Here is a 16,716-nt window from a genome sequence, read left to right as displayed (position 1 = left end):
CCTTACCAGCTCGACTTGACCACGCCCGGCACCTTGCCGAGGTTGCCCAGTTCGCGAAGCGCAATACGCGACATACGAAGTTTGCGATAGTAGGCACGCGGGCGGCCCGTCACTTCGCAACGATTGCGGATGCGGGTCTTGGAGCCATCACGCGGCAGTTCTGCCAGCTTGAGGGTTGCCTTGAACCGCTCTTCGATCGGCAGAGACTGGTTCATGATGATTGCCTTCAATGCAGCGCGCTTGGACGCTTGCCCGGCAACCAGTTTGCGGCGGCGCTTGTTCTTTTCAACTGCGCTCGTTTTCGCCATAACAGTTATCCTTCTTTACGCTTGTCGTTACGGATTACTGACGGAACGGGAAGTTGAACTCTGTGAGCAGAGCGCGAGCTTCGTCGTCGTTAGTTGCCGTCGTGCAAACGATGATGTCCATGCCCCACATCTGATCAACCTTGTCGTAGTTGATCTCAGGGAACACAATGTGCTCCTTGATGCCCATGGCGAAGTTGCCACGACCATCGAAGGACTTCGGATTGAGGCCACGGAAGTCGCGAACACGCGGAAGGGCGATGTTCACGAGACGATCCAGGAACTCGTACATCCGAACGCCGCGCAGGGTAACCTTGGCGCCAATCGGCATGCCTTCGCGGACCTTGAAGCCAGCGATGGAGTTGCGAGCGCGGGTGATCACCGGCTTCTGGCCAGCAATCGCAGCGAGGTCGGCAGCAGCAACGGTCGGCTTCTTGGAGTCGCCGGTTGCTTCGCCAACACCCATGTTGATGACGATCTTGTCGAGGCGCGGGATCTGCATTTCGTTGGCGTAGGAGAACTTCTCCTGCATCGCCTTGCGGATGCGCTCTACGTATTCCTTCTTGAGCCGCGGCTCATAAGCGGTCTTAGCCATCGATCACTACTCCCGAACGCTTGGCCACGCGGACCTTCTTGTCACCTTCGATCTTGAAGCCGACGCGGGTCGGCTTGCCGTCCTTGGGATCGGCGACCGCGATGTTCGAAAGATGGATCGGGGCTTCCTTGTTGATGATGCCCGCTTCCTGGCTCTGGGTCTGGCGCTGGTGACGCTTCACCATGTTGACGCCACGCACGACAGCCCGGTCTTCCTTCGGCATGACCTGGATTACTTCGCCGGTTCGGCCCTTGTCCTTACCGGTGAGAACGACAACCTTGTCGCCTTTGCGAATCTTTTGCATCTCTCAACGCTCCCTTAGAGTACTTCCGGAGCCAGCGAGATGATCTTCATGTGGTTCTTGGCGCGGAGTTCGCGCGGAACCGGTCCGAAGATACGGGTGCCGATCGGCTCTTTCTTGTTATCGATAAGAACGGCTGCGTTGGTGTCGAAACGGATGACGCTGCCATCCGGACGGCGGATGTCCTTCGCCGTGCGAACGACAACAGCCTTCATGACGTCACCCTTCTTCACGCGGCCGCGCGGAATGGCTTCCTTGATCGAAACGACAATGATGTCGCCAATCGACGCATACTTGCGCTTGGAGCCGCCCAGCACCTTGATGCACATGACACGACGTGCGCCGGAATTATCCGCCACGTCGAGGTTTGTTTGCATCTGAATCATGTCAGGTCGCCTTCTTGTTGTTACCAGGCCGGTTGGGTCGAAACCCCCTCGCCCGGCTTATTGTGCTCATCTCAAAGCAAAAGAACGCCCGGACTCGAGCGTTCCTCAGCTTTAATTGCGTGCTTCATACAGATATTTGCCCGAGACGCAAGGGTCTCGCGGCCAAAACCTGCAGAAATCAAGCCTGGGCGGAAACCACCGTCCAGCGCTTGTCCTTCGAGATCGGCGCGCATTCCTCGATGGAAACGACGTCACCGACCTTGTACTGGTTGTTCTCGTCGTGAGCCTTGTACTTCTTGGAACGGCGAACGGTCTTCTGGAGGATCGGGTGCGCAAAGCGGCGCTCGACCCTGACGACGACGGTCTTGTCGTTCTTGTCGCTGACGACGGTGCCCTGCAGAATGCGTTTCGGCATATTTTCTGGTCCTTAGGCCTTGGCTTCTGCCGCCTTCTGGCGGGCAATTGTTTTAATGCGTGCGATGTCCTTGCGGACTTCGTTGATACGCGAAGACTTCTCGAGCTGGCCGGTCGCCTTCTGGAAGCGCAGGTTGAACTGCTCCTTCTTCAGCTTGGCAAGCTCTTCGTTGAGTTGATCGGCGCTCAGAGCGCGAACATCTGCGGCTTTCATGAGCTTCACTCCTTACTCTGCGATACGCTGCACGAAGCGCGTCTTGACAGAGAGCTTGGCAGCGCCAAGACGAAGTGCCTCACGGGCGAGTTCTTCGCTGACACCATCGATCTCGAACATCATACGGCCGGGCTTGACCTTGCATGCCCAGTATTCGACCGAACCCTTACCCTTACCCATGCGGACTTCGGTCGGCTTGGCGGTGACCGGAACGTCCGGGAACACGCGGATCCAAACGCGGCCGGCGCGCTTCATGTGGCGGGTGATCGCGCGGCGAGCCGCTTCGATCTCACGGGCATTGACGCGGTTCGGCTCCTGAGCCTTCAGGCCGAATTCGCCGAAGGCGAGATCAGAACCGCCCTTGGCAACGCCCTTGATGCGGCCCTTGAACTGCTTGCGATACTTCGTACGCTTTGGCTGCAACATTTTTTTACTTCTCCGATATTGGCTGCCAAACGCGAATGTTACGCGTTTTCACGACGGCGGTCTCTGCTGCCAGAGCCCTGGGAGTCACTCTCGGTCGCGCGACGCTCGGAAGCCATCGGATCGTGCTCGAGGATTTCACCCTTGAAGATCCAGACCTTGATGCCGCAGATACCGAAAGCGGTTTCAGCTTCGGCCGTGCCGTAGTCGATGTCGGCGCGCAGCGTGTGCAGCGGAACGCGGCCTTCACGATACCATTCGGTACGGGCGATTTCGGCACCGCCGAGGCGGCCGGCGCAGGTGATCTTGATGCCTTCGGCGCCAAGACGCATGGCCGACTGAACAGCGCGCTTCATCGCACGGCGGAACGCCACGCGGCGCTCGAGCTGCTGGGCGATCGACTGGGCAACGAGGGTCGCGTCAACTTCCGGCTTGCGCACTTCGACGATGTTGAGGTGCGTTTCGGAGTTGGTCATCTCGGAAAGCTTCCTACGCAGCTTTTCGATGTCGGCGCCCTTCTTGCCGATGATCAGGCCCGGACGTGCAGAGTGGATCGTCACACGGCACTTCTTGTGCGGGCGCTCGATCACGACCTTGGCAATGCCGGCTGCCTTCAGTTCTTCCATCAGGTATGCGCGGATCTTCAGGTCTTCGTGAAGAAGCTGGCCGTATTCAGCGTTGTCAGCGAACCAACGGCTGTCCCAGGTCCGGTTGATGCCGAGACGGAAACCGATCGGATTAATCTTCTGGCCCATTATGCGGCCTCCCCTTTGGCTTCCACTTCACGAACGACGATCGTCAAGTGCGAGAACGGCTTTTCGACGCGCGATGCACGGCCGCGACCACGAGCGTGGAAGCGCTTCATCACGATCGACTTGCCAACGTAAGCTTCTGCGACGATGAGCGAATCAACGTCGAGATCGTGGTTGTTCTCAGCGTTGGCGATCGCAGATTCAAGCGTCTTCTTGACCGTATCTGCGATGCGCTTGCGCGAGAATTCGAGTTCGGCCAGAGCGCGGTCGACCTTCTTGCCGCGGATCATCGCGGCAACGAGGTTGAGCTTCTGGGGGCTGACGCGGATCGTGCGCGCAATGGCCTGCGCCTCATTATCCTTCAGCCGGCGTTCGGCTTTTGCCTTGCCCATCGTTACTTCCTCTTCGCCTTCTTGTCCGCGCCATGACCATAGTAGGTCCGGGTCGGAGCGAATTCACCGAACTTGTGACCGACCATTTCTTCGGACACGGAGACGGGAACATGCTTGTTGCCGTTGTAGACGCCGAAGGTCAGACCAACGAACTGCGGAAGGATCGTGGAGCGACGGCTCCACATCTTGATCACTTCGTTACGACCGCCGTCGCGAACCTTCTCAGCCTTCTTGAGAAGATAGCCGTCAACAAACGGACCTTTCCAAACTGAACGAGCCACTTGAGACTTCCTCTCTTACTTCTTGCGCTGGTGACGCGAGCGCATGATGAACTTGTCGGTCGACTTGTTGGAGCGCGTGCGCTTGCCCTTCGTCGGCTTGCCCCACGGGGTAACCGGGTGACGGCCACCGGAAGTGCGGCCTTCACCACCGCCGTGCGGGTGGTCAACCGGGTTCATGACGACGCCGCGAACGTGCGGACGCTTACCGCGCCAACGCGAACGACCAGCCTTACCATCATTGATGTTGCCGTGATCGGGGTTCGATACAGCACCGATCGATGCAAGGCAAGAGCCGTGCACGAGGCGCTGTTCGCCCGAGTTCAGGCGAAGGATCGCCATGCCCTGGTCGCGACCGACGAGCTGCGCATAGGTGCCGGCGGAGCGAGCGATCTGGCCACCCTTGCCCGGTTTCATCTCTACATTGTGGATGATCGAGCCGACCGGGATGAACTGCAGCGGCATCGCGTTGCCCGGCTTGACGTCAACGGCCTTGTCGGAGGCGATGACCTTGTCGCCGGCAGCCAGACGCTGCGGCGCCAGGATGTAGGCCTGTTCGCCGTCGGCATAGTTGACGAGCGCGATGAAGGCGGTGCGGTTCGGGTCGTATTCCAGACGCTCGACCGTGCCTTCAACGTCGAACTTGCGACGCTTGAAGTCGACCAGACGGTAAGACCGCTTGTGACCGCCGCCCTGGAAGCGGACGGTGATGCGGCCTAGGTTGTTGCGACCGCCCTTGGAGGACAGGCCCTCGGTCAACGCCTTGACCGGCTTGCCCTTGTAGAGGCCAGCCCGGTCTACGATGACCAGCTGACGCTGGCTCGGGGTCGTCGGATTGAAACTTTTCAATGCCATTTTCTTGTTCCCTTTTGGGTTTTTACCCTAATGGGCCTATCCGTTAGAGACCGGTGGAGACGTCGATGGACTGACCTTCGGCGAGCGTAACGATCGCCTTCTTCACGTCCTTCTGCTTCCCGGCAAAACCGCGGAAACGCTTCAGCTTACCCTTGCGGAGGAGCGTGTTCACGGCCGTGACCTTGACGCCGAACAGGGCTTCGACAGCAGCCTTGATCTCAGGCTTCGAAGCGCCCTTGGCGACGTTGAAGACGACCTGGTTCTGTTCGGAAACCAGCGTCGACTTTTCGGTGATCGAGGGAGACACGATCACGTCATAGTGGCGAAGATCCGTCATTTGAACCGCTCCTCCAGAGCTTCTACGGCAGCCTTGGAAAGCACGAGCTTGCCGCGGCGCAGAATGTCGTAAACGTTGATGCCCTGGACCGGCAGAACGTCCACATTCGGGATGTTCTGGGCTGCGAGCTTGAAGTTGTTCTCGATTTCGGCACCGCCGATGATCAGAGCATTGGTGAGGCCGAGCGACGCGAATACGCCGGCGAGAGCCTTCGTCTTTGCTTCCTTGGCAACGAGATCGTCGACGACGATGATCTCTTCTGCCTTCAGCTTGGCCGAGAGCGCATGGCGCAGGCCGAGCGCACGGACCTTCTTCGGAAGGTCATGAGCGTGGCTGCGGACAACCGGACCATGGGCCTTGCCACCGCCGCGGAACTGCGGAGCACGAGCGGAGTGGTGGCGGGCGCGGCCCGTACCCTTCTGCTTGTACATCTTGGCGCCGGTGCGGGCGACTTCAGCGCGGCCCTTGGCCTTGTGCGTGCCCTGCTGCTTCTTGGCGAGCTGCCACCGAACGACGCGGGCGATGATGTCTTCACGGGGTTCGAGGCCGAAAATGGCGTCAGAAAGGGAAACCTTTCCCGCGTCCTTGCCCTCGAGGGTTTTGACGGTGAGATCCATTATTCGGCTCCCTTACTTCGATGCTTCGGCGCGCACGCCGGCCGGGCGCGGAGCGCCTTCCGGGGTGCCGGACTTGACTGCGTCGCGAACGACGATCCAGGCACCCTTGGAGCCGGGGACTGCGCCCTTGACCAGGATCAGGCCACGGTCTTCGTCCGTCGATACGACTTCCAGGTTCTGGGTGGTAACGCGGGTCTGGCCCATGTGGCCGGCCATGCGCTTGCCCTTCCAAACACGGCCCGGATCCTGGTTGGAACCGGTAGAACCATGCGAGCGGTGCGATACGGAAACGCCGTGCGTGGCACGCAGACCGCCGAAGTTGTGGCGCTTGATGGCGCCAGCGAAGCCCTTACCGATCGTCGTACCAGTGACGTCGACGAGCTGGCCTGCGACGAAGTGGCTGGCCGTCAGCTCGGAGCCGATGTCGATCATGTTGTCCGCGGAAACGCGGAACTCGACGAGCTTCGCCTTCGGCTCGACGTTTGCAGCGGCAAAATGGCCGCGCATGGCCTTCGGCGTATTCTTGACCTTGGAACGGCCAGCACCCAGCTGAACTGCGGTATAGCCGTTCTTTTCTTCCGTGCGGTGGGCCACTACCTGGCAGTTCTCCAGCCGCAATACTGTTACCGGGATATGCTCGCCGGCGTCGTTGTAGACGCGGGTCATTCCCACCTTCTGTGCAATCACACCTGAACGCATCGGTTCACGCCTCTTGTTTAGGGTTCCCGTCCGGTGCCTCTTGCACCTTCCGGTTTCCTGTTCCTGGAAGCCGTTGGAAAACTCCACGTACCTTCCTTGTTATTTCGGCTTGCGCCGGACCTTAGAGCTTGATCTCGACGTCGACGCCGGCGGCCAGATCGAGCTTCATCAGCGCATCAACCGTCTGAGGGGTCGGATCAACGATATCGAGAAGACGCTTGTGCGTGCGCATCTCAAACTGTTCGCGGCTCTTCTTGTCGACGTGCGGCGACCGGTTGACCGTGAATTTTTCAATCCGGGTCGGAAGCGGCACGGGACCGCGCACACTGGCACCGGTGCGCTTGGCCGTCGACACGATTTCGCGCGTGGAGGCATCGAGGATCCGGTGATCAAACGCCTTAAGGCGGATGCGGATATTCTGGCCGTTCATTCGACTTGTCCTTGCTCGTGTTTCCGGTATGCCTCTTCAAAGGCACACACTTAAACTTCTGAATTCGTTACGCTCTGCCGCTTCTTTCAAAAATCGCAGGGACATGGGAGACCATGTCCCTGCCGAAACGGCAAAGCCGTTTTCTTATTACTTGATGATCGAGGCGACGATGCCGGCGCCGACGGTGCGGCCGCCTTCGCGGATTGCGAAGCGCAGCTTTTCTTCCATCGCGATCGGCACGATCAGTTCGACGTCAACCGTCACGTTGTCGCCCGGCATCACCATTTCCGTGCCTTCCGGCAGCGTCACGATGCCGGTCACGTCCGTCGTGCGGAAGTAGAACTGCGGACGGTAGTTGGTGAAGAACGGCGTATGACGGCCACCTTCTTCCTTCGTCAGGATGTAGGCTTCCGCCTTGAACTTCGTGTGCGGCGTCACCGAACCCGGCTTGCACAGGATCTGGCCGCGCTCGACGCCGTTGCGGTCGACACCGCGCAGCAGCGCACCGATGTTGTCGCCGGCCTGGCCCTGGTCGAGCAGCTTGCGGAACATTTCGACGCCCGTGCAGGTCGTCTTCGTCGTCGGACGGATGCCGACGATCTCGACTTCCTCACCAACCTTGATGATGCCGCGCTCGACGCGACCGGTCACAACCGTACCGCGGCCCGAGATCGAGAATACGTCTTCGATCGGCATCAGGAACGGCAGGTCGATCGGGCGCTCCGGCGTCGGGATGTAGGCGTCAACCGCTGCCATCAGCTCGCGGATCGCGTCTTCGCCGATCTTCTTGTCGCTGTCTTCAAGCGCGGCGAGCGCCGAACCCTTGATGATCGGAATGTCGTCGCCCGGGAATTCGTAGGACGACAGCAGTTCGCGCACTTCGAGCTCGACGAGCTCGAGCAGCTCGGCGTCGTCAACCTGGTCGACCTTGTTCAGGAACACGACGATTGCCGGAACGCCGACCTGGCGGGCGAGCAGGATGTGCTCGCGGGTCTGCGGCATCGGGCCGTCGGCCGCCGAAACAACCAGGATCGCGCCGTCCATCTGCGCCGCGCCGGTGATCATGTTCTTGACGTAGTCGGCGTGGCCGGGGCAGTCGACGTGCGCATAGTGACGGTTCGGCGTCTCGTATTCGACGTGCGCCGTCGAAATGGTGATACCACGGGCCTTTTCTTCCGGCGCAGCGTCGATCTGGTCATACGCCTTGAACTCGCCGAAGTACTTCGTGATCGCTGCCGTCAGCGACGTCTTGCCATGGTCAACGTGGCCAATCGTGCCAATGTTAACGTGCGGCTTGTTGCGCTCAAATTTGCTCTTTGCCATTTCCGGCTCTCCGTTTTCTGTCCCCTAGAGGGGAAATCTTTTCATTCTGTTTCAGCGCGAGGCTATCCGGTCACTTCTGACCGGAATACTTCGCCTGGATTTCCTGCGCGACGTTCGACGGAACCGGCGCGTAGTGATCGAACAGCATCGTGTACTGAGCGCGGCCCTGCGACATCGAGCGCAGGTTGTCCACGTACTTGAACATGTTCGCGAGCGGCACGTGGGCATTGATCACCACGGCAACACCGCGCGATTCCTGACCCTGGATCTGGCCACGGCGAGAGTTCAGGTCACCGATCACGTCACCGACGTAATCTTCCGGCGTTACGACCTCGACCTTCATGATCGGCTCGAGGAGCTGAGCACCGGCCTTCTTCGCCGCTTCACGGAAGCAGGCACGCGAAGCGATTTCGAAGGCGAGAACCGACGAGTCGACGTCGTGGAATGCGCCGTCGATGAGCGTCGCCTTGACACCCAGCATCGGGAAGCCAGCGAGCGGACCAGAGGACAGAACGCTTTCGATACCCTTCTGAACGCCTGGGATGTATTCCTTCGGAACAGCACCACCGACGATCTTGGATTCGAACACGAAATCTTCGCCTTCCGGGTTCGGTTCGAAGACGATCTTGACGCGCGCGAACTGACCGGTACCACCGGACTGCTTCTTGTGCGTGTAGTCTTCTTCGTGCTGACGCGTGATGGTTTCACGGTAGGCAACCTGCGGAGCACCGACCGAAGCTTCGACCTTGAACTCGCGACGCATGCGGTCGACGATGATGTCGAGGTGAAGTTCGCCCATGCCAGCAATGATCGTCTGGCCGGATTCCTCGTCGGTCTTGACGCGGAAGGACGGATCTTCTGCAGCCAGGCGGTTGAGCGCGAGGCCCATCTTTTCCTGGTCGCCCTTGGTCTTCGGCTCGATCGCGATCTGGATGACCGGCTCGGGGAATTCCATGCGCTCCAGGATAACCGGCTTCAAGGGATCGCAGAGCGTGTCGCCCGTAGTGGTTTCCTTGAGGCCCGCGAGAGCAACGATATCGCCAGCGAAGGCTTCGTCGATGTCCTCACGCGAGTTCGAGTGCATCTGCAGCATGCGGCCGACGCGCTCGCGCTTTTCCTTGACCGTATTCATGACCGACGTACCCTTTTCGAGCTTGCCGGAATAGATGCGCGCGAAGGTCAGCGAGCCGACGAAGGGGTCGTTCATGATCTTGAACGCCAGCATCGAGAGCGGTTCGTTGTCGTCAGCCTTACGGGTGATTTCACCCTCGGTCTTGACGTCGATGCCCTTGATCGCCGGAATATCGACCGGGGACGGCAGGTAGTCGACGACAGCGTCGAGCAGAGGCTGAACGCCCTTGTTCTTGAACGCGGTGCCGCAGAACATCGGGTGGAACTTCACGTCGATCGTGCCGCGACGGACCAGTTCACGGATCTTGTCGTTGTCCGGGTAGTTGCCTTCCAGGTAGGCTTCCATCGCCGCTTCGTCGATCTCGACCACGGTCTCGATCAGCTTTTCGCGGTATTCTTCAGCCTTTTCCTTCATGTCGGCCGGAATTTCGACGACATCCCACTGGGCGCCGAGCGATTCATCACGCCAGACGAGAGCATTCATCTCGATCAGATCGACAACGCCCTTGAATTCGCTTTCAGCGCCGATCGGCAGCTGCATGACAACGGCCGTTGCGCCGAGACGGGTCTTGATCATCTCGACGGAGCGGTAGAAGTCCGCACCGGTCTTGTCCATCTTGTTGCAGAAGATCATGCGCGGAACATGATACTTCTCAGCCTGACGCCAGACGGTTTCAGTCTGCGGCTCAACACCGGCGTTGGCGTCGAGCAGCGCGATGGCGCCGTCGAGAACGCGCAGCGAACGCTCGACTTCGATGGTGAAGTCAACGTGGCCGGGGGTGTCGATGATGTTGAAGCGGCGCATCTTGCCGTCGCGCCCCTTCCAGAAGGTCGTGGTGGCAGCGGACGTGATCGTGATGCCGCGTTCCTGCTCCTGCTCCATCCAGTCCATGGTTGCGGCGCCGTCGTGGACTTCGCCGATCTTGTGGGACTTGCCGGTGTAGTAAAGGATGCGCTCGGTCGTCGTCGTCTTGCCGGCGTCGATGTGCGCCATGATACCGAAATTTCGGTAATCTTCGATTTTATATTCGCGAGCCATGAGAGACTGCCTTTCAGGACCTGTTCTAGATTACCAACGGTAGTGCGAGAACGCACGGTTGGCATCAGCCATCTTGTGGGTGTCTTCGCGCTTCTTCACAGCGCTACCACGGTTGTTCGCAGCGTCCATGAGTTCGCCGCAGAGGCGATCGACCATGGTCGTTTCGTTGCGCTTGCGTGCGGCCGCGATCAGCCAGCGAATGGCGAGGGCCTGGCGACGCTCCGGACGAACATCGACCGGAACCTGATAGGTAGCACCACCGACGCGGCGCGAACGCACTTCAACGTGCGGAGCAATGTTGTCGAGCGCGGAATGGAACACTGCGATCGGTTCCTGCTTCAGCTTCGACTGGACCGCATCGAAAGCACCATAGACAATGCTTTCAGCAACGGACTTCTTGCCGTGCAGCATGATTGCGTTCATGAACTTCGTGACGACCAGATCACCGAACTTCGGATCCGGGTTGATCTCACGCTTTTCTGCTCTGTGACGTCGGGACATACTTCTCGTCTCTCAACTTTTAAAAACTTGACCAGCGAAATGGCGCCGGTTGCGATGTTATTTCGGACGCTTCGCGCCGTACTTGGAGCGGCGCTGTTTGCGGTTCTTCACACCCTGCGTATCGAGAACGCCGCGGATGATGTGGTAACGAACACCCGGAAGGTCCTTTACGCGGCCGCCGCGGATCATGACCACGGAGTGCTCCTGCAGGTTGTGACCTTCGCCCGGAATGTAGCCGATGACTTCGAAGCCGTTCGTCAGGCGAATCTTTGCAACCTTACGCAGAGCCGAGTTCGGCTTCTTCGGAGTCGTCGTGTAGACGCGGGTGCAAACGCCGCGCTTCTGCGGGTTTTCCTGCAGAGCAGGAACCTTGTTGCGCTTTACCTGTGCCAGACGCGGCTTGCGGATCAGCTGGTTTACGGTAGGCATGTAACCATCCCTTGCAAAATCTTGTCTCGTTACCCTTTCGGGCGGATCGTTGCCGTCGCCGGCGGTCTCGAACGCCTATGAAATGCGCAAAACGAGGGCCGATCCGCCTTTTCGCAGATGGCCCCACCAAAAGCAGAGGACGCACTATTTCGCGCGTCTTGCGTGCAGCATTTTTGTCGTCAGCGTGCGTTTCGAACCTTGTTTGAGGCGAACTCCAGAACGCGACGTTCCGAACCAGCCAGCCTCACATGGGCTCCGATGCGGCGGGGTGTACTGATTTCGGGGCCATCCGTCAAGGGCAATTAAGAAATATTCTGGCCTGCGCAGCCCTGCCATGCCTGGAAAACAAGGCTTTGGCAGCAGCTCGGTCCGGCGGCGATTGCAAACATGGCGCCTTAACGCGGGTATTGTCTTTCGCGATTAAGGAATCAGCAACTACTTTCTGAACGTTTTCCACCATCATGGGCCTGCAAAGCCTGCCGGCTGATTCTCTCCTCTTTGCCATTTTTCCTATTTCTTTCGCGCGCAGTGGAAAAGCACGCTAAGATCGTCGAAACTCGAAAGGACACATCATGCCCGTTACGCCGGACAACGACAACATGCCAGACGAACCGCTGGTATTCATCATCATCGGCAAGGCCTACGAAGCCGACGGCGACGACGAAGGTATCGACATCCATGTGATGCTCAGGGCGCCAGACGACGACACGGCCGTGCGCGAGGCGCTCAATGCGCTCGCCGAAGAAGGCTTTCTCCAGGCCGATCTCGACCAGATCGGAACCTTGACGGATATCCCGGATGAAGAGCCGCACGCCTCTGCCTACCAGGGCGCGCTCGAGGGCGAGGTCGCGATCATTCGCTTCGCATAACCGGGCGCCGCGCGATCTGAACGCACTGCCAGAAAAGTAAAGCCGCCCGGATCGCTCCAGGCGGCTTCTTCATTTGGCATAGGAGCGGCGCTCGTCGCGCCCTCCCCCCGCGGTCATTCTGCCGCGGCGTTCTCGTTCTCGTTCGCCATGTCGGCGAGCATCGGGGTCGCGGCATCCGCACCGGTGCCCTTGCGGCGCTCTTCGAGGATCATCTCGTCGCGCGCCGTGGCGATGCGGCGGATCTGCGTCATGGTGCCGCCGGTACCAGCCGGGATGAGGCGGCCGACGATGACGTTTTCCTTGAGCCCCTGCAGGCCGTCCATCTTGCCGGCAACTGCGGCTTCGGTCAGGACCTTGGTGGTTTCCTGGAACGAAGCGGCCGAGATGAAGGACGGCGTCTGCAGCGATGCCTTGGTGATGCCGAGCAGAACCGGATCGCCAACGGCCGGCTTCTTGCCTTCCGCCAGCAGCGCGTCGTTGACATCCTCGAGCTCGATGCGGTCGACGTTGTCGCCGACGATGTAGCTCGAGTCACCGGCATCGGTGATTTCGACCTTCTGCAGCATCTGACGGACGATGACTTCGATGTGCTTGTCGTTGATGACAACGCCCTGCAGACGGTAGACTTCCTGGATTTCGTTCACGAGGTAGGAAGCCAGCGCTTCCACGCCCTTGATTGCCAGAATGTCGTGCGGCGCCGGGTTGCCATCGAGGATGTAATCGCCCTTCTCGATGTAGTCGCCATCCTGAAGATGGAAGGGCTTGCCCTTCGGGATCAGGTATTCGACCGGCTCGACACCGTCTTCCGCCGGCTCGATCAGCACGCGACGCTTGTTTTTGTAGTCGCGGCCGAAGCGGACCGTACCGTCGATCTCAGCGATGATGGCGTGATCCTTCGGACGACGAGCCTCGAAGAGTTCGGCAACGCGCGGCAGACCACCGGTGATGTCCTTGGTCTTGGCGCTTTCGAGCGGCGAACGGGCAAGCACGTCACCTTGGCTGACCTTCTGACCGGGTTCGACCGAGAGGATCGCATCGACCGAGAGCATGAAGCGAGCTTCACCACCACGAGACAGCTTGGCGATGGCGCCGTTCTTGTCCTTGATGACGATCGCCGGCTTGAGGTCGGTGCCGCGCGGCGTCGAACGCCAGTCGATAACCTGGCGCTTGGTGATGCCGGTCGATTCGTCCGTCGCTTCGAGCACGGAGATGCCGTCGATCACGTCTTCGAAGTGAACGGTACCTTCGACTTCCGTCATCATCGGACGGGTGTAGGGGTCCCATTCGGCGAGACGCTGGCCGCGCTTCACCTTGTCACCATCATCGACAAAGATCTTCGAACCATAGGCAACGCGCTGCGAAGACCGCTCGACACCGCGTTCGTCCAGGATCTGGATCGCCATGTTGCGGCCCATGGCAACAAGTGCGCCATCGGAATTGCGCAGCAAGTTGCGGTTCTTGATCTGAACCGTGCCTTCATAGGACGCTTCCAGGAACGACTGGTCGACCACGGTTGCCGTACCGCCCAGGTGGAAGGTACGCATGGTCAGCTGCGTGCCCGGCTCGCCGATCGACTGTGCCGCGATGACGCCAACGGCCTCGCCCATGTTGACGGGCGTACCGCGAGCCAGGTCGCGACCGTAGCAGACGCCGCAGACGCCGGTCTGGATCTCGCAGGTCAGCGCCGAGCGGATGCGAACGGACTGAATGCCGGCCTTCTCGATCTCGACGACATCGGCTTCCAGGATCATCTTGCCGGCGTCGACGATGCGCTCGCCGGTGACCGGGTTGTCGATGTTGTCGAGTGCGGTACGGCCGAGGATGCGCTGGCCGAGCGAGGCAACGACCTGACCGGCATCGACGATCGCCGTCATGGTGAGGCCCTTGTCGGTGCCGCAATCCGTATGCGTGACGATGCAGTCCTGTGCGACGTCGACGAGACGGCGCGTCAGGTAACCGGAGTTCGCGGTCTTCAAGGCGGTATCCGCCAGACCCTTACGGGCACCGTGCGTCGAGTTGAAGTACTCGTTCACGGTCAGGCCTTCCTTGAAGTTCGAAATGATCGGCGTTTCGATGATTTCACCCGACGGCTTGGCCATGAGGCCGCGCATGCCGCCCAACTGGCGCATCTGGTTCGGCGAACCACGAGCACCGGAGTGCGACATCATGTAGATCGAGTTCATCGGCTTCTGGCGGCCGTTATCGTCGAACTCGACGGCCTTGATGCGCGCCATCATCTCTTCGGCGACCTTTTCGGTTGCCTTGCCCCAGGCGTCGACAACCTTGTTGTACTTCTCGCCCTGGGTGATGAGACCGTCGTTGTACTGCTGCTCGTATTCCTTCACGAGCGCTTCGGTATCTCCGACGATCTTCACCTTGGTGTCCGGAATTACCATGTCGTCCTTGCCGAACGAAATGCCGGCACGGCATGCATGCGAGAAGCCGAGCTGCATGATCCGGTCGCAGAAGATGACCGTGTCCTTCTGGCCGCAATGGCGGTAGACGGTGTCGATCATCTTGGAGATGTTCTTCTTGGTCATCTCCTGGTTGCAGATATCGAACGGGATGTTCGGGTTCTTCGGCAGAAGCTCGCCGATGATCATGCGACCAGGCGTCGTTTCATAGATCTTCGAAACCGGATTGCCCTCGGCGTCGACGCTCTTGTAACGGCCGCGAATCTTCGCATGCAGCGTCACAGCCTTGGTTTCCAGAGCATGGTGCAGTTCGCCCATGTCGGAGAAGGCCATGCCTTCACCCGGCTCGTTCTGGTTCATGATCGACAGATAGTAGAGGCCGAGAACCATGTCCTGCGACGGAACGATGATCGGTGCACCGTTTGCCGGATGCAGGATGTTGTTCGTCGACATCATCAGAACGCGTGCTTCAAGCTGGGCTTCGAGCGACAGCGGCACGTGAACGGCCATCTGGTCGCCGTCGAAGTCGGCGTTGAAGGCGGTGCAGACGAGCGGATGCAACTGGATCGCCTTGCCTTCGACCAGGATCGGCTCGAAGGCCTGGATGCCCAGGCGGTGCAGCGTCGGCGCGCGGTTCAGGAGAACCGGATGCTCGCGGATGACCTCATCGAGGATATCCCAGACTTCCGGCTTTTCCTTTTCAACGAGCTTCTTCGCCTGCTTGACGGTCGAGGAGTAACCCTTGGCGTCGAGGCGGGCGTAGATGAACGGCTTGAAGAGTTCGAGCGCCATCTTCTTCGGCAGGCCGCACTGATGCAGCTTGAGTTCCGGACCGGTCACGATGACCGATCGGCCGGAATAGTCGACGCGCTTGCCGAGCAGGTTCTGACGGAACCGGCCCTGCTTGCCCTTCAGCATGTCGGACAGCGACTTCAGCGGACGCTTGTTGGCGCCTGTGATGACGCGGCCACGACGGCCGTTGTCGAACAGCGCATCGACAGATTCCTGCAGCATACGCTTTTCATTGCGGATGATGATGCCCGGTGCGCGCAGTTCGATCAGCCGCTTCAGACGGTTGTTACGGTTGATCACGCGGCGATAGAGATCGTTCAGATCCGACGTCGCGAAACGGCCGCCGTCGAGCGGCACGAGCGGGCGCAGATCCGGCGGGATCACCGGAACGACCTTCATGATCATCCATTCCGGACGGTTGCCGGATTCCATGAAGTTCTCGACGATCTTCAGCCGCTTCATCAGCTTCTTCTGCTTCAGATCCGAGCTCGTCTCTGCCATTTCCGTGCGCAGGTCGCCGGCAATCTTTTCGAGATTCATCGAAGCGAGCATCTCGTAGATCGCCTCGGCGCCGATCATCGCGGTGAACTGGTCTTCGCCGAACTCGTCAACGGCGAGCATGTATTCTTCTTCGCTGAGGAGCTGGTTTTCCTTCAGCGAAGTCAGGCCCGGTTCGGTGACGATGTAGTTTTCGAAATAAAGGACGCGCTCGATATCCTTGAGCGTCATGTCGAGCAGCGTGGCGATGCGGCTCGGCAGCGACTTCAGGAACCAGATGTGGGCGACGGGCGCAGCGAGCTCGATGTGGCCCATGCGCTCGCGGCGAACGCGCGACAGCGTGACTTCGACGCCGCACTTTTCGCAGATGATGCCCTTGTACTTCATGCGCTTGTACTTGCCGCACAAGCATTCGTAGTCCTTGATCGGACCGAAGATGCGCGCGCAGAACAGACCGTCGCGTTCCGGCTTGAAGGTCCGATAGTTGATCGTCTCCGGTTTCTTGATCTCACCGTAAGACCAGGAAAGAATCTTCTCCGGCGAGGCGATCGAAATCCGAATGGAATCGAAAGTCTGTGCAGGCACCTGCGGATTGAAAAGATTCATGACCTCTTGGTTCATGCCTGTCTCCTTTGCGGGCATTACGCCCTGAGCTTGGCGGGGTGCCGGCAAATCCCGGGCGCCGGCCCCTGCCCTCTAAACAGCTAAAACCGCATCGGGTG

Annotated in this window: 21 protein-coding genes; 1 reads left to right on the top strand and 20 read right to left on the bottom strand. The window is 59.7% G+C overall.

The window, feature by feature from the left end; all coding sequences use genetic code 11:
* Window positions 1-2: 2 nt before the first annotated feature.
* The 19 genes from rpsN to rpsL form a co-directional block, all read right to left on the bottom strand.
* Complete coding sequence (gene rpsN / locus QA637_RS05015; protein ID WP_153442056.1) at window positions 3-308, bottom strand: 30S ribosomal protein S14; 306 nt, start codon at window positions 306-308, stop codon at window positions 3-5.
* A 34-nt stretch (window positions 309-342) separates the two neighbouring features.
* Complete coding sequence (gene rplE / locus QA637_RS05010; RefSeq protein WP_136504357.1) at window positions 343-900, bottom strand: 50S ribosomal protein L5; 558 nt, start codon at window positions 898-900, stop codon at window positions 343-345.
* Window positions 893-1,204, bottom strand: a complete 312-nt coding sequence (gene rplX, locus QA637_RS05005; RefSeq protein ID WP_136504356.1) for a 50S ribosomal protein L24 — start codon at window positions 1,202-1,204, stop codon at window positions 893-895. Before rplX ends, rplE begins: the two co-directional genes overlap by 8 nt.
* A gap of 14 nt (window positions 1,205-1,218) precedes the next feature.
* Window positions 1,219-1,587, bottom strand: a complete 369-nt coding sequence (gene rplN, locus QA637_RS05000) for a 50S ribosomal protein L14 (protein ID WP_012707761.1) — start codon at window positions 1,585-1,587, stop codon at window positions 1,219-1,221.
* Between the two features lie 178 nt (window positions 1,588-1,765).
* Complete coding sequence (gene rpsQ / locus QA637_RS04995) at window positions 1,766-2,002, bottom strand: 30S ribosomal protein S17 (protein WP_018239490.1); 237 nt, start codon at window positions 2,000-2,002, stop codon at window positions 1,766-1,768.
* A gap of 12 nt (window positions 2,003-2,014) precedes the next feature.
* Window positions 2,015-2,215 (bottom strand): 50S ribosomal protein L29, encoded by a 201-nt coding sequence (rpmC, locus tag QA637_RS04990; protein ID WP_153442057.1) that lies wholly within the window; start codon window positions 2,213-2,215, stop codon window positions 2,015-2,017.
* 12 nt (window positions 2,216-2,227) lie between these two features.
* Window positions 2,228-2,641: a 50S ribosomal protein L16 gene (gene rplP / locus QA637_RS04985; RefSeq protein WP_011975175.1), complete on the bottom strand. Its 414-nt coding sequence runs from the start codon at window positions 2,639-2,641 to the stop codon at window positions 2,228-2,230.
* 38 nt (window positions 2,642-2,679) lie between these two features.
* Window positions 2,680-3,393, bottom strand: coding sequence for a 30S ribosomal protein S3 (gene rpsC, locus QA637_RS04980; protein ID WP_153442058.1), 714 nt, complete (start codon window positions 3,391-3,393; stop codon window positions 2,680-2,682).
* Complete coding sequence (rplV, locus tag QA637_RS04975; protein ID WP_136504353.1) at window positions 3,393-3,782, bottom strand: 50S ribosomal protein L22; 390 nt, start codon at window positions 3,780-3,782, stop codon at window positions 3,393-3,395. The genes rpsC and rplV overlap by 1 nt, the downstream gene beginning before the upstream one ends.
* Window positions 3,783-3,784: 2 nt before the next feature.
* Complete coding sequence (gene rpsS, locus QA637_RS04970; RefSeq protein ID WP_184108805.1) at window positions 3,785-4,063, bottom strand: 30S ribosomal protein S19; 279 nt, start codon at window positions 4,061-4,063, stop codon at window positions 3,785-3,787.
* 15 nt (window positions 4,064-4,078) lie between these two features.
* Window positions 4,079-4,915, bottom strand: a complete 837-nt coding sequence (rplB, locus tag QA637_RS04965; RefSeq protein ID WP_153442059.1) for a 50S ribosomal protein L2 — start codon at window positions 4,913-4,915, stop codon at window positions 4,079-4,081.
* Between the two features lie 43 nt (window positions 4,916-4,958).
* Window positions 4,959-5,252, bottom strand: a complete 294-nt coding sequence (locus QA637_RS04960; RefSeq protein ID WP_066875657.1) for a 50S ribosomal protein L23 — start codon at window positions 5,250-5,252, stop codon at window positions 4,959-4,961.
* A complete protein-coding gene (gene rplD / locus QA637_RS04955) occupies window positions 5,249-5,869 on the bottom strand; it encodes a 50S ribosomal protein L4 (RefSeq protein WP_153442060.1) in 621 nt (206 codons plus the stop codon). Before rplD ends, QA637_RS04960 begins: the two co-directional genes overlap by 4 nt.
* Before the next feature lie 12 nt (window positions 5,870-5,881).
* Window positions 5,882-6,568 (bottom strand): 50S ribosomal protein L3, encoded by a 687-nt coding sequence (rplC, locus tag QA637_RS04950; RefSeq protein WP_225104840.1) that lies wholly within the window; start codon window positions 6,566-6,568, stop codon window positions 5,882-5,884.
* A 121-nt stretch (window positions 6,569-6,689) separates the two neighbouring features.
* Window positions 6,690-6,998 carry a 30S ribosomal protein S10 gene (rpsJ, locus tag QA637_RS04945; protein ID WP_003507767.1) on the bottom strand — a complete coding sequence of 103 codons (309 nt, stop codon included), beginning with the start codon at window positions 6,996-6,998 and terminating at the stop codon, window positions 6,690-6,692.
* A 147-nt stretch (window positions 6,999-7,145) separates the two neighbouring features.
* Window positions 7,146-8,321 carry an elongation factor Tu gene (gene tuf, locus QA637_RS04940; RefSeq protein WP_153442062.1) on the bottom strand — a complete coding sequence of 392 codons (1,176 nt, stop codon included), beginning with the start codon at window positions 8,319-8,321 and terminating at the stop codon, window positions 7,146-7,148.
* Window positions 8,322-8,391: 70 nt separating this feature from the next.
* The gene (gene fusA / locus QA637_RS04935; RefSeq protein WP_153439689.1) at window positions 8,392-10,491 is read right to left on the bottom strand and encodes an elongation factor G; all 2,100 of its coding nucleotides are present in this window, start codon (window positions 10,489-10,491) and stop codon (window positions 8,392-8,394) included.
* 30 nt (window positions 10,492-10,521) lie between these two features.
* Window positions 10,522-10,992 carry a 30S ribosomal protein S7 gene (gene rpsG, locus QA637_RS04930; RefSeq protein WP_153439690.1) on the bottom strand — a complete coding sequence of 157 codons (471 nt, stop codon included), beginning with the start codon at window positions 10,990-10,992 and terminating at the stop codon, window positions 10,522-10,524.
* Window positions 10,993-11,049: 57 nt separating this feature from the next.
* Window positions 11,050-11,421 (bottom strand): 30S ribosomal protein S12, encoded by a 372-nt coding sequence (gene rpsL, locus QA637_RS04925; protein WP_153439691.1) that lies wholly within the window; start codon window positions 11,419-11,421, stop codon window positions 11,050-11,052.
* Between the two features lie 572 nt (window positions 11,422-11,993).
* On the opposite strand from rpsL, the gene QA637_RS04920 reads away from it, so the two are divergent.
* Window positions 11,994-12,290 (top strand): transcriptional regulator, encoded by a 297-nt coding sequence (locus QA637_RS04920; RefSeq protein WP_153439692.1) that lies wholly within the window; start codon window positions 11,994-11,996, stop codon window positions 12,288-12,290.
* A 113-nt stretch (window positions 12,291-12,403) separates the two neighbouring features.
* On the opposite strand, the gene rpoC is transcribed toward QA637_RS04920, so the two are convergent.
* Window positions 12,404-16,615 carry a DNA-directed RNA polymerase subunit beta' gene (rpoC, locus tag QA637_RS04915; RefSeq protein ID WP_283063981.1) on the bottom strand — a complete coding sequence of 1,404 codons (4,212 nt, stop codon included), beginning with the start codon at window positions 16,613-16,615 and terminating at the stop codon, window positions 12,404-12,406.
* Window positions 16,616-16,716 lie beyond the last annotated feature (101 nt).

This window comes from Sinorhizobium terangae (genome assembly GCF_029714365.1).
In the GTDB taxonomy this organism is placed as follows: domain Bacteria; phylum Pseudomonadota; class Alphaproteobacteria; order Rhizobiales; family Rhizobiaceae; genus Sinorhizobium; species Sinorhizobium terangae.
The sequence above is the reverse complement of the archived record's forward strand: the minus strand, read 5'-3'. Positions and strand labels throughout refer to the sequence as shown.